General features: G+C 61.2%; 9 protein-coding genes. 8 read left to right on the plus strand and 1 reads right to left on the minus strand.

Annotated features, from left to right (window positions below):
- Positions 1-62 precede the first annotated feature (62 nt).
- The 6 genes from ACUN0G_RS03860 (at position 63) to ACUN0G_RS03885 (ending at position 10,028) form a co-directional block, all read left to right on the plus strand.
- Positions 63-845 (plus strand): class II aldolase/adducin family protein, encoded by a 783-nt coding sequence (locus ACUN0G_RS03860; protein ID WP_445572723.1) that lies wholly within the window; start codon positions 63-65, stop codon positions 843-845.
- Complete coding sequence (locus ACUN0G_RS03865; RefSeq protein ID WP_017476031.1) at positions 845-1,747, plus strand: alpha/beta fold hydrolase; 903 nt, start codon at positions 845-847, stop codon at positions 1,745-1,747. The genes ACUN0G_RS03860 and ACUN0G_RS03865 overlap by 1 nt, the downstream gene beginning before the upstream one ends.
- Positions 1,748-2,693: 946 nt before the next feature.
- A complete protein-coding gene (locus tag ACUN0G_RS03870; protein ID WP_258343771.1) occupies positions 2,694-3,605 on the plus strand; it encodes an SDR family oxidoreductase in 912 nt (303 codons plus the stop codon).
- A gap of 484 nt (positions 3,606-4,089) precedes the next feature.
- Positions 4,090-5,880, plus strand: coding sequence for a DUF1302 domain-containing protein (locus tag ACUN0G_RS03875; RefSeq protein WP_445572724.1), 1,791 nt, complete (start codon positions 4,090-4,092; stop codon positions 5,878-5,880).
- A 26-nt stretch (positions 5,881-5,906) separates the two neighbouring features.
- Positions 5,907-7,274, plus strand: coding sequence for a DUF1329 domain-containing protein (locus tag ACUN0G_RS03880; RefSeq protein ID WP_445572725.1), 1,368 nt, complete (start codon positions 5,907-5,909; stop codon positions 7,272-7,274).
- 273 nt (positions 7,275-7,547) lie between these two features.
- The gene (locus ACUN0G_RS03885) at positions 7,548-10,028 is read left to right on the plus strand and encodes a LuxR C-terminal-related transcriptional regulator (RefSeq protein WP_445572726.1); all 2,481 of its coding nucleotides are present in this window, start codon (positions 7,548-7,550) and stop codon (positions 10,026-10,028) included.
- A 155-nt stretch (positions 10,029-10,183) separates the two neighbouring features.
- On the opposite strand, the gene ACUN0G_RS03890 is transcribed toward ACUN0G_RS03885, so the two are convergent.
- Positions 10,184-10,972 carry an IclR family transcriptional regulator gene (locus tag ACUN0G_RS03890; protein ID WP_445572727.1) on the minus strand — a complete coding sequence of 263 codons (789 nt, stop codon included), beginning with the start codon at positions 10,970-10,972 and terminating at the stop codon, positions 10,184-10,186.
- 119 nt (positions 10,973-11,091) lie between these two features.
- Between ACUN0G_RS03890 and hmgA the strand changes: the two genes are divergently transcribed.
- Together hmgA and fahA are read left to right on the plus strand one after the other, a co-directional pair.
- Complete coding sequence (hmgA, locus tag ACUN0G_RS03895) at positions 11,092-12,375, plus strand: homogentisate 1,2-dioxygenase (RefSeq protein ID WP_177070808.1); 1,284 nt, start codon at positions 11,092-11,094, stop codon at positions 12,373-12,375.
- Between the two features lie 3 nt (positions 12,376-12,378).
- Entirely contained in the window at positions 12,379-13,665 is a 1,287-nt protein-coding gene (gene fahA / locus ACUN0G_RS03900; protein ID WP_445572728.1) for a fumarylacetoacetase, read from the plus strand.
- Positions 13,666-13,676 lie beyond the last annotated feature (11 nt).

The raw sequence follows: 13,676 nt of genomic DNA on the forward strand, positions 1-13,676 counted from the left end.
TCTTCTGCCTGGATTGCCCCTTCACTCAAAAAAATAATAAAGCGCGCCAAGGAGGTCATGCCGTGAGCCTAGCTACTGTTCAATCGATACACAGCGTAAAAGATCAGGTCAGCGCTGCCGAATGGCAGACCCGCGTCGACCTCGCCGCGTGCTACCGACTGGTGGCGATGCACGGTTGGGATGACCTGATTTTCACCCATATCTCGGCCAAGGTGCCGGGCACCGAAGACTTCCTGATCAACCCTTATGGGCTGATGTTCCACGAGATCACCGCGTCGAGCCTGGTGAAGGTCGACCAGGCCGGCAACAAGCTGATGGACAGTCCCTACGAGGTCAACCCGGCGGGCTACACCATCCACAGCGCGGTACACGAAGTTCGCCACGACGTGGTCTGCGTGCTGCACACCCACACCGCTTCCGGCATCGCCGTTTCCGCGCAGAAGCAAGGTGTGTTGCCCATCAGCCAGCAATCCTTGTTTGTGCTGTCCAGCCTGGCCTACCACGCCTACGAAGGGGTGGCGCTGAACCACGAGGAAAAGGCCCGCTTGCAGGCTGACCTTGGCGAAAACAATTTCCTGATGCTGCACAACCACGGCCTGCTGACCTGTGGCGCCAGCATCGCCGATACGTTCCTGATGATGTTCATCTTCCAGCGCACCTGCGATATCCAGGTAATGGCGCAGAACGGTGGTGCGGAATTGATCACGATTGCACCACAGATATTGGCCGGTGCCCGGGCGATGATCGCCGGGGTCACCAAAAGCGCCCAAGGCATGGGCGGCGCGCTGGCCTGGCCGGCGCTGCTGCGCAAACTGGACGCACTCGACCCCGGGTATAAAAGCTGATGCCACTCGCCGAGATCCCGCTGCGCATCTGGCGCCAGCGCGCCCAGAGCTTCGAGTTTCGCGGCCGCACCATTCGGTACTGGGTGGCGGGGCAGGGCGAGCCGTTGCTGCTGATCCATGGTTTTCCTACCGCCAGTTGGGACTGGCATTACCTCTGGCAGCCGTTGGCCCAGCGCTATCAAGTGATTGCGTGCGACATGCTGGGGTTTGGCGATTCGGCCAAGCCGTTGGATCACACCTATTGCCTGCTGGAGCAGGCGGATTTGCAGCAGGCGTTGCTGGAGCATCTTTGGGTGCAGCAGCCGGTGCATGTGCTGGCTCATGATTACGGTGACAGTGTTGCGCAGGAATTGTTGGCGCGGCATTACGAAGGGCGGTTTCAGATGGCCAGTGGTGTGTTTCTCAACGGTGGGTTGTTTCCGGAGACGCATCGTCCGGCGTTGGTGCAGAAGCTGTTGCTGAGCCCGTTGGGGTGGATGATCGGGCGGGCGTTTGGGCGTAATGCGCTGGCCAATAGTTTCGGGCAGATTTTCGGGCCTTCGACCCGGCCCAGTGAAAGTGCGCTGGATGATTTCTGGAGCTTGATCGAGAGCCAGGATGGGCCGCGGATTTTGCACAAGTTGATTGCGTATATTCCTCAGCGTCGGCGGCAGCGGGATCGATGGGTGGCGGCCATGCAGCGGGGGGAGGTGCCGTTGCGGGTGATCGATGGGGAGGTTGATCCGATTTCTGGGGGGCATATGGTTCAGCGGTATCGTGAACTGGTGCCGCATGCGGATACGGTGTTGCTGGCGAATATTGGGCACTATCCGCAGATTGAGGCGCCGGTGCAGGTGTTGAAGCATTATCTGGCGTTTCGGGAGGGGCTTGGGGTGGGGGCTTCTCGGGTGGCTTATTCTTGATTGGGGTTGAGTACATATCCGTTATTTAGGTAACGGCCACCTATGGTTCCGCTCTTACAGCGGCTCACTTTGGAAAAGCCCCAAAGTAAGCAAAGGGCTCTGCCCCGCCTGTCGGCACCTCGCCTAGGCTCGGTGTTCCCTCACTCCGGCATTGCTCCGCGGGCCGCCGCGACGGGCCATCCATGGCCCGGCGCGGCTAAACCGGCGTCCTGCCGGTTTACCCGCTCCGCAATACCTGCGTTCGGCCTCGGGCTTATTGGGGCAGTCAGATCAAGATCAAAAGCAAAAGCACAGCGGCCTCCCGGCCGGCTTGAGTGTTAAAAGCAAAAGCAAAGACCAGAGCGAAAACAGATCTGCTTTTCTGTGGGAGCGGGCTTGCTCGCGAAAAACCTGAGAGCGCCGCGTTCATCCAGAATGCCCGCGTCATCGTTAACGACCTTCGCGAGCAAGCCCGCTCCCACATTTTTTGGACCGTGCCCGCTTTAGATTTTGATTTTGCTTTTAACACTCAAGCCGGCCGGTAGGCCGCTGTGCTTTTGCTTTTGATCTTGATCTTAGGCGCCCCGTTAAACCACGCTGGCCGAACGCAGGCTTTGGAGCGTGGGTAACCTGGCAGGACGCCAGGTTAGCCGTCCTGGGCCAGGGATGGCCCATGACGGCGGCCCACGGTCCAAAGCCGGAGTGAGGGCACACCGAGCCTAGGCGAGGAGCCGAGTGGTGGGGCAAGAGCGTTTTGCTTACTTTTGCGCTCTTCAAAAGTGAGCCGCTGTAAGAGCGGAACCATAAGCCGCCGTTACCTAAATAACGGATATGTACCCCATCCAACCCACACCAATCATCCCCCAGCCTTATCGCGCACCATTCACCCCCAACCGTATTTATTGTGACCACAAGCCCCGTGCCTGACACTCAACCCATCCACCCCTAACCCCCCCTGGAGTCCCCAATGAGTGAGCCTGTGCAGTTCCAAGACAAGGTCGTGATCGTCACCGGTGCCGGCGGCGGACTGGGTCGCGCCCACGCACTGCTGTTCGCCAAACACGGCGCCAAAGTGCTGGTCAACGACCTTGGCGGCTCAACCCAGGGCGAAGGCGCCAACGCCTCGGCGGCCGACCGCGTCGTCGCCGAAATCCGCGAGGCCGGCGGTATCGCCGAAGCCAACCACGACTCCGTCACCGACGGCGACAAAATCGTCCAGAACGCCCTCGACGCCTTCGGCCGCATCGACGTCGTCGTCAACAACGCCGGGATCCTGCGGGACAAAACCTTCCACAAAATGGAAGACAGCGACTGGGACCTGGTCTACCGCGTTCACGTCGAAGGCGCCTACAAAGTCACCCGCGCCGCCTGGCCCCACCTGCGCGAACAAGCCTACGGCCGCGTGATCTTCACCGCCTCGACCTCAGGCATTTACGGTAACTTCGGCCAGTCCAACTACGGCATGGCCAAGCTCGGCCTGTACGGCCTGACCCGAACCCTGGCGCTGGAAGGCCGCAAGAACAACATCCTGGTCAACGCCATCGCGCCCACCGGCGGCACACGCATGACCGAAGGCCTGATCCCGCCGCAAGTCTTCGAACGCCTCAAGCCGGAACTGGTCAGCCCGCTGGTGGTGTACCTGGGCAGCGAGGCATGCCAGGAAACCTCCGGGCTGTTCGAGGTGGGCGGTGGCTGGATCGGCAAGACCCGCTGGGAGCGCAGCCTGGGGGTTGGCTTCGACCCTGAGGCAGGGTTCTCGCCGGATGACGTCGCCGCCCACTGGCAGCAAATCTGCGATTTTGAAGGGGCCGCTCACCCCAAGGACAACATCGAAGCCTTGAAAGAGATGATGGCCAACCTGCAGAAATACAGCCTGTGATCGTTGCATGAAAAAGTTTTAATCAACCGGGGCGCCATGGCGCCCCGGTTTATTTCAGGCATAAAAAAAGCCGCTGCAAAGGCAGCGGCTGAAGTAAGACGTTTGATCAAGGAGCAATAAATCAACGTCAGTGAACACCGGTAACAGATTGAAAATAGTGATCAATCCATAAAATCGTGCTGTTCTTCCAGGTCCTGGAAGCGGGCGGTTTGCCCTGAAAGCCAAGCAAGAATAGGCTTTTGTTACAGAATGAAAAATAGCGATTCGAGACAAGGACTGTTACAAAACCGGCAACAGTGGCAATAAGGCCTCATCCATCCTCCTGATAATCCTCCATCCATCTCGTCCATACCCTCGCCAATACCCCGGCCAGAGCGCCTTTTCATCCTTTCGAGCGACAACACGAATACCTCCTTGGTGCGCTTATCGCTCCTGATCGCGGGCAGTAGGGTGGGGCCTTCTGTCACACCACCGGGGAAGACGCATGACAAGAACAACAATGCGCGCCATCTTCAGGCCACAGGCGCTGGCCGCTGCGGTTGCTTTGGGTTGCTGTGCCCAGGCGCAGGCTGTTTCGTTCAACATCGGCGAGATCGAAGGGCAATTCGATTCCTCGCTGTCGGTCGGTGCCAGCTGGGGCATGCGCGACGCCGACAAAAAGCTGGTGGGCGTTCCCAACGGCGGCACCGGCCAGGCTTCCACCGGCGATGACGGTCGCCTGAACTTCAAGAAGGGCGAGACCTTCTCCAAGATCTTCAAGGGCATCCACGACCTGGAGCTCAAGTACGGCGACAGCGGCGTGTTCGTGCGCGGCAAGTACTGGTACGACTTCGAACTGCAGGACGAAGACCGCGAATTCAAGCAGATCAGCAATAACCACCGCGACGAGGGCGCACGCTCTTCCGGCTACGAATTACTCGACGCGTTTGTCTATCACAACTATTCCATCGGCGATTTGCCGGGCAACGTGCGCGTCGGCAAGCAGGTGGTCAGTTGGGGTGAAAGTACGTTCATCGGCAACTCCATCAACAGCATTAACCCCATCGACGTTTCCGCGTTCCGCCGGCCCGGCGCCGAGATCAAGGAAGGGCTGATTCCGGTCAACATGGTGTTTGCTTCCCAAAGCCTCACCAACCAACTGAGTGTGGAAGGTTTCTACCAGTTGAACTGGGAAAACACCGTGGTGGACAACTGCGGCACCTTCTTCGGCAACGACGTGGTGGCCCATGGCTGCAACGGCAACTACACCGTCGGCAGCCCGGCGATTGCGCCGTTGCAACCAGTGGCGGCGGCGTTTGGCCAGGGCTTCCAGGTCACGAACGAAGGCGTGGTGGTGCAGCGTGCAAAAGACCGCGAGGCGCGCGATGGCGGCCAGTTCGGGATGGCGCTGCGCTGGCTGGGGGATGACACGGAGTACGGCCTGTACTTTATGAACTACCACAGTCGCACACCCACCGTCGGTACCATCACCGCCAACACCAACCTGGCTACCATTGGCCGTATCGTCAATGCCGCCAACGGGATTGCCCCGGGTTCCGGGTCTGGGCTGGCGCAAAGCACGATGCTCGGTCGCGGCCAGTATTACCTCGACTATCCGGAAAACATTCGCCTGTTCGGCGCCAGCTTCTCGACCACCTTGCCCACCGGCACGGCCTGGACCGGCGAAATCAGCTACCGCCCGAATGCCCCCGTACAACTCAACACCACCGACCTGACGCTGGCCCTGGTCAACCCGATTGCCGGTAACGCCGCGTCACCGATCGCCAGTTCCTTCGGTGCCGACAACGCCGGCTATCGCCGCAAGGAAATCACCCAGATCCAGAGCACCATGACCCAATTCTTCGACCAGGTACTGGGCGCCGAACGCCTGACCCTGGTGGGCGAAGCGGCCTTCGTGCATGTGGGCGGGCTGGAGGCGAAATCCAAGCTGCGTTACGGCCGTGACTCGGTCTACGGCCAATACGGCTTCGGCGGCGACACCGACGGTTTTGTCACGGCCAACTCCTGGGGTTATCGCGCCCGGGCCATCCTCGATTACAACAACGTGTTCGCCGGGGTCAACCTCAAGCCCAACGTGTCGTGGTCCCAGGACGTCAGCGGCTACGGCCCCAACGGCCTGTTCAACGAAGGCGCCAAGGCCATCAGCGTCGGCGTGGACGCGGACTACCGCAACACCTACACCGCGAGCCTGAGCTACACCGACTTTTTTGGCGGTGACTACAACACCCTCACCGACCGCGACTTCATCGCCCTCAGCTTTGGCGTGAACTTCTGATTTGGCTTAAAGAAGGACAAAAGACTATGCGCAAGATGATTCTGCAATGCGGCATGTTGGCACTGAGCCTGTTGGCGGCCAACGTAATGGCCGCGGTGTCGCCGGAAGAAGCGGCCAAACTTGGCACCAGCCTGACCCCGGTGGGTGCCGAAAAGGCCGGTAACGCTGACGGCTCGATCCCGGCATGGACCGGTGGTATCCCGAAAAACGCCGGGGCGGTGGACAGTAAAGGCTTCCTTGCCGACCCGTTCGCCAGTGAAAAACCGCTGTTCGTGATCACCGCCGCCACGGTCGACAAGTACAAGGACAAACTGTCCGAAGGCCAGGTGGCGATGTTCAAGCGCTACCCGCAAACCTACAAGATCCCGGTGTACCCGACCCACCGCACGGTCAACCTGCCGCCGGAGATCTACGAGTCGATCAAGCGCAGCGCGCTCAATGTGCATGCGATCAACGACGGCAATGGCCTGGAGAACTTCACCGGCAACCGCTACTACGCGTTCCCGATTCCGAAGAACGGCGTTGAGGTGCTGTGGAACCACATCACCCGTTACCACGGCGGCAACCTGCGCCGCATCATTACCCAGGCCACGCCGCAGACCAACGGCAGCTACACGCCGATCCGCTTCGAAGAAGAAGTGGCCGTGCCGCAGCTGATCCCGGACATGGATCCGGTCAAGGGCGCCAACGTGCTGACCTTCTTCAAGCAATCGGTGACTGCCCCGGCGCGCTTGGCCGGCAACGTGCTGCTGGTGCATGAAACCCTTGACCAGGTGAAGGAACCGCGGCTGGCCTGGGTCTACAACGCCGGCCAGCGCCGGGTGCGCCGTGCACCGCAGGTGGCCTACGATGGGCCGGGCACCGCGGCCGACGGCCTGCGTACCTCGGATAACTTCGACATGTTCTCCGGCGCCCCGGACCGCTACGACTGGAAGTTGGTGGGCAAGAAGGAGATGTACATCCCCTACAACAGCTACAAGCTCGACTCGCCGACCCTCAAGTACGACGACATCATCAAGGCCGGCCACATCAACCAGGATTTGACCCGTTACGAGCTGCACCGGGTCTGGGAGGTGGTGGGTACCGTCAAGCCGAGCGAGCGGCACATCTACGCCAAGCGTCACATGTACATCGACGAAGACAGCTGGCAAGTGGCATTGGTGGATCACTACGACGGCCGTGGCCAGCTGTGGCGGGTCGCAGAAGGCCACGCGCAGTTCTACTACGACCACCAGGTGCCGGCCTACACCGTCGAAACCCTGTACGACATCATCGCCGGGCGCTACATCGCCCTGGGGATGAAGAACGAAGAGAAGAGCAGCTTCGTGTTCGGCTTTGCGGCCAAGGCGGCGGACTACACGCCGGCGGCATTGCGCTCTGAAGGCGTGCGCTGAAACCTGATTGAAATAAGGTCAAACTGTGGGAGCTGGCTTGCCTGCGATAGCGGTGTATCAGTAACAGATACCTAACCTGAAACACCGCTATCGCAGGCAAGCCAGCTCCCACACTGGAAAGCATTTCAACGCTGAATCTCATGCCGGGTTGCCTTTAGGCTCCCGGCTTTTTTATGCCCGGCAATCAGCCTGCTGAATACTCCTCAACAACCGCCAGCCACAGGACTAGGGTAGGGCGCACGCCGCCTAATAATAAAAAACAGGGACGCAGTAATGACCGCCATGACCCGTTGTCTGGATCGTCCTGGATTCATGCCACGCTTGTCTCCCCATCATCTGCTGCGCCCGCGCTTGTCCGGGCCGTTGCTCAACGCCTCGGCGCGGGTGAAGTTGCTCTGCGCCCCGGCCGGCAGCGGCAAGAGCGCGCTGCTTGCCGAATGCGCATTACAGGCACCTGCGGATTGCCAGGTGTATTGGTTGCCGCTGAATGGCGCCGTTCTGGATTTGTGTCAGCGTCTGGCCCAAAGCCTCGGCCTGGATTGTGTCGATGAAGCCTCGCTGCTGCTGGCCCTCAACCGCTGGCAGGCGCCGGCCTGGCTGTTTCTCGATGACTTCTGCCGGGTGCCGGCGCCTGAACTGGATGCGTTGCTCGATCGCATTCTGGCGGCCAGCAGTCCCGTTTTAACCTGGTGGATTGGCGCACGGCGGCGGCCGGCGTGCAACTGGCCACGGCTGTTGCTCGACGATGAATTGTGGGAGTGCAACGCAGCCGAGCTGGCGTTTGATCACTCCGAGATCCAGCACTTGGCCGGGCCCTGCTTCGACAAGGTGCTTAAGTTCAGCGCCGGCTGGTGCGCCGGCGTGCGCATCGCGTTGCTTGAGAGCGACGGGCACCCCGAAAAAACCTTGCTCGATTACCTGCAGCACGAGCTGTTCAGCGGCCTGGCCCCGGAGTTGGCCGAAGCCTGGCGCGTGCTTGCGCACCTGCCACGTTTCAACCCGAGCCTGTGTGATCATCTGTTCGGCTTCGGTGATTATCTGCGTGACTTGCAGACGTTGGGCGCCTTTATCGAACCCTGGGAAGACACCACCGACTGGCTGCAAATCTTCCCGCCGTTGGCGCAGCTCATGCGCGACGAACCCTGGCCGGCCAAGCGCTCCTGGCACCGTCGCGCCTGCCAATGGTTTACCGCCGCCGAGGACTGGCAGGCCGCGTTTGAGCAGGCGCTGCTGGCCGAAGAGTACGAAGTGGCCGTGAGCCTGTTGCAGCACTTCAGTTTTGAAGACCTGTTCCGCCAGCAAAATGCGGTGCTTTTGTTGCGCCTGCATGAGCAGCATGGCGATGAATTGATGCTGGGGTCGGCGCAGCTGGTGGGCTTGGTCACGGCGGCGTTGCTGTTTGCCGGGCGCTTCGATCAGGCGGCGTTGTGCATCGATCAACTGGCGCGTTTCACCCCGCAACCGACTGCGCATTCGCAGCGCTATCTGCTGGCCCGCTGGCAGGCGCAATGGGGTTGGTTGTTACACCTGGGAGGCGAAGCCGCACGCGCTCGGGAACATTTTCTGGAAGCCCTGCAAGACTTGCCCGAGAGCGCCTGGACGTCGCGCTTGATGTGCCTGTCGGGCCTGACCCAGCAAGCCTTGCTGCGTGGCGAGTTGGACGTCGCCCAGTCGTTGAACCGTGAAGCACTTTGCCTGGCGCGTTCCCACGGCTCATTGCTGCTGGAGGCGTTGCTGGAACTCGATCATGCGCAGTTGCTGGAGCAGCGCGGCGCGCCGTATCGGGCCCAGAGCCTGCTGGAAAACGTGCAGCGCATGCTGGTGCAACAGCGGCTTAAAGCCGGGCCGTTGATGGGGCGGATTTCCTTGCGGCGTGGGCATCTGGCCTTGCGCCAGGGGCACGACGCCGTGGCGGCCGAATGCTTCGAATCCGGCCTGGGCATGTGCCTGCACAGCCAGGACAAACGCGTGCTCTATGGCTACCTCGGTCTGGCTTTATTGGCCGCCAACAAAGGCGATTACGCCGAGGCGTTTATCCAGTTGCGGGACGCCGAGCGCCTGATGCAGCAACGCCAGGTGCCCGACACCGTGTACCGCGCTGTGCTGCTGTTGCTCAGTGGGCATTTCTGGCTGCAACAGGGCCGCGCAGAACTGACCCTGGAAGCAGTGACCCGCGTGCTGCGGCACTACCGCGGGCCAAAGGCCAAACAGGCGCCGCCGGCCACCCTGGAGTTGATCCCGCGCCTTGAGTATTTGCAGGTGCTGGCGGAAGTGAAATTACGCCGCGCCGAAGAGCCTGTCGTCCGCTTGAGTGCGTTACTGGAGACTTCCCGTCAGCGCGGCATGCTGTGCCTGGAAGCGGAATTGCAGTTGGTGTTGGGAGAGGTGGCCTGGCAAGTCGGCGATCGACCGTTGGCCGTGCGCTCACTGGAGGCCGGGTTGGAGCTGGCGGGGCGTTGCCAGGTGCAACAGGCGATTCGCGAGTTGCGCCTCAGGCAGCCTGGGTTGTTGAGTGCGTTGGGGCTGGAGCCGCAAGAGTGTCTGGCGACGGCGGGGGAAAACCCTCTGAGCCAGCGCGAGCTTGAGGTGCTGCAATTGATTGCCCAGGGCAATTCCAATCTGGAAATTGCCGGGCGGTTGTTTATCTCGCTGCACACGGTGAAAACCCATGCGCGGAGGATTCATAGCAAGTTGGGGGTGGAGCGGCGTACCCAGGCGGTGGCCAAGGCCAAAACCTTGGGATTGATGGCCTGAAGCCAAGCGCTATTTCTCAAACAATGAAGATCAAATGTGGGAGCGGGCTTGCTCGCGAATGCGGTCTGTCAGTTAAAGCCTCAGTGACTGATACACCGCATTCGCGAGCAAGCCCGCTCCCCCATTTGGTTCTGTTGTGTGCCTGGCAGTTTGAGTTACGGCTGATAACCCATCCGCCAACTCACCGCCTGGGTCGCCGCCAACAAACGCTTCGCCGCCGGGCCGTCTTCGTCGGCATGGAACAGCGAAGTCGGCCCCACCACGGTCAATACCGCCGCCACCTGCCCGACCGCGTTGAACACCGGCGCCGACAACGCGTCCACACCCGGCATCAGCAAACCGTGCACAAAGTGCAGGCCGCGCTGGCGGATCTGCTCGCAGGTGGTGGCGTAGGCCTGGTCATCCGCCAACGCATGGGCGATACCCGCCTGAATCTCTCGCTCGCGCAAGTCCACGGTTTCCCGCGACGGCAGGAAGGCGCTGAACACCAGCCCTGTGGATGAACTGAGCAGCGGCAACACCGAGCCCAATTGCGTCACCACCGTTACCGCGCGCACCGCCGGCTCGATGTGCACCACGGTCGCGCCCTGGTTGCCCCAAACGGCCAGGAAGCAGGTTTCATTCAACTCGTCCCGCAGTTCCGCCAGGGGCAGGGCGGCGACTTTCAGCACGTCCATGCTGCCCAGCGCGGCAAGGCCCACGCGCAAGGCTTCGCGGCCCAGGCCGTAATGGTTGGTGGCGGTGTTCTGTTCGGCAAAACCTGAAGCGATCAGCGCCTGCAAGTAGCGGTGGACCTTGCTCGCCGGCATTTGCACGTGCTCGGCCAGGCGCGACAACGAGGTGGCCGGCGACAGTTCGGCCAGGGCCTTGAGGATGTCGGTGCCCACTTCAGCCGAGCGGACTTTCTGTTTACCGGTGTCGCGAGAGGCGGGCGGCTTTTCCATGGAAGGCATGAATCCGAAAGACGAATGGGCGTCTTTATAGCTTGACGGTCAACAGGTATCAAATTACGTTATGCGTAACTGGATTACGATAAAAACAACTTCTGCTCAGAGGATGATCCATGACCCTCGAATACCAATCAGGCTTCGGCAATGAATTTGCCAGCGAAGCCTTGCCCGGCGCACTGCCGGTCGGCCAGAACGCCCCGCAAAAAGCGCCCTACGGTCTGTACACCGAACTCTTTTCCGGCACTGCCTTCACCATGGCCCGCAGCGAAGCCCGGCGCACCTGGTTGTACCGCATCCAGCCGTCGGCCAATCACCCGGCGTTCGTCAAGCTGGAACGGCAATTGGCCGGTGGCCCGCTTGGAGCGGTGACGCCTAATCGCCTGCGCTGGAACCCGCTGGATATTCCCGCTGAGCCGACAGATTTCATCGACGGGCTTGTAGGCATGGTCGCCAACTCGGGGTCGGAAAAGCCCTCAGGCATCAGCATCTACAACTACCGCGCCAATCGCTCCATGGACCGCGTGTTCTTCAACGCCGACGGCGAACTGTTGATCGTTCCTGAGCAGGGCCGCCTGCGCATTGCCACCGAACTGGGTGTGCTGGACGTAGAGCCGCTGGAAATTGTCGTGCTGCCCCGCGGCCTGAAATTCCGCGTCGAGCTGCTGGATGCACAAGCCCGCGGCTACGTCGCTGAAAACCACGGCGCGCCACTGCGCCTGCCGGACCTCGGGCCGATCGGTAGCAATGGCCTGGCCAACCCACGGGATTTCCTCACCCCCGTCGCCCATTACGAAGACCTCAAGCAACCCACCACGCTGGTGCAGAAATTCCTCGGTGAACTCTGGGGCTGCCAGCTGGACCATTCGCCGCTGAACGTGGTGGCGTGGCACGGCAACAACGTGCCGTACAAATACGACCTGCGCCGTTTCAACACCATCGGCACCGTGAGTTTCGATCACCCGGACCCGTCGATCTTTACCGTATTGACCTCGCCCACCAGCGTGCACGGCCTGGCCAACCTCGACTTCGTGATCTTCCCGCCCCGCTGGATGGTTGCCGAAAACACCTTCCGGCCACCGTGGTTCCACCGCAACCTGATGAACGAATACATGGGCCTGATCCAGGGCGCCTACGATGCCAAGGCCGAAGGCTTCGTGCCCGGCGGCGCGTCGTTGCACAGCTGCATGAGCGCCCATGGCCCGGATGGCGAAACCTGCACCAAGGCCATCAACGCGACGCTTGAGCCCCACAAGATTGATAACACCATGGCCTTCATGTTCGAGACCAGCCAGGTGCTGCGCCCTACACAATTCGCGCTGGAATGCTCACAGCTGCAACCTTCTTACGACGCTTGCTGGGCCTCGCTCCCTGCAACCTTCAACCCGAATCGGAGATAACCCATGACTCAGCCTAATCTCACCCGCAGTTGGGTGGCTTCCGCCAACGGTCACCGGGATTTCCCGCTGCAAAACCTGCCGTTGGGTGTGTTCAGCGTTAACGGCGCTGCACCGCGCAGTGGCGTGGCGATTGGCGAGCACATTTTTGACCTGCATGCCGCGTTGGAATTTTTTGACGGCGAGGCCCGTCGCGCGGTTGAAGCCACCGCTGGCGGTCAACTGAACGCGTTTTTCGAACTCGGTCGTGGCCCTCGTGTGGCCTTGCGTGAACGTCTGCTGGAACTGCTGGCGGAAGGCAGCGACCTGCAAGGCAAACTGCAAGCTGCGCTGCACCCGGCTGCCGATTGCCAGATGCACCTGCCGGCCAAAATCAATGATTACACCGACTTCTACGTGGGCATCGAGCACGCGCAAAACGTCGGCAAATTGTTCCGCCCGGACAACCCGCTGCTGCCCAACTACAAGTACGTGCCGATCGGTTATCACGGCCGTGCGTCGACCATTCGCCCATCGGGCACCGACGTGCGCCGCCCTAAAGGCCAGACGCTGCCAGCCGGTCAAACCGAGCCGACCTTCGGCCCTTGCGCACGCCTGGACTACGAGCTGGAGCTGGGCATCTGGATCGGCCAGGGCAATGCCATGGGCGACTCGATTGCCATTGGTGACGCCGCTGATCATATCGCCGGTTTCTGCCTGCTCAACGACTGGTCGGCGCGGGATATCCAGGCCTGGGAATACCAGCCGCTGGGCCCGTTTCTGTCGAAGAGTTTTATCACCAGCATTTCGCCATGGGTGGTGACGGCTGAAGCCCTCGAACCCTTCCGCAAGGCACAACCGGCGCGCCCTCAAGGCGACCCGCAACCCCTGCCGTACCTGCTGGACAAGCGCGACCAGGCGGCCGGTGGTTTTGATATCGAACTGGAAGTGCTGCTGACCACCGCCTCGATGCGTGAGCAGAACCTGCCGGCCCATCGCTTGACCTTGAGCAACACCCAGCACATGTACTGGACCGTCGCGCAGATGGTTGCGCACCACAGCGTCAACGGCTGCCAGTTGCAGGCCGGTGACCTGTTCGGTTCGGGCACCTTGTCGGGGCCGGAAGCCGGTCAGTTCGGTAGCCTGCTGGAAATCACCGAGGGCGGTAAAAAAACGATCGAATTGGCCTCCGGCGAAGTGCGTAAATTCCTCGAAGACGGCGACGAAATCATCCTGCGTGCTCGCTGCAGCCGCGACGGGTTTGCCTCCATCGGCTTCGGCGAATGCCGGGGTACCGTGGTCGCGGCGCGCTGAGAGGGCAGGGC

It is taken from the genome of Pseudomonas sp. 32A (assembly GCF_052682255.1).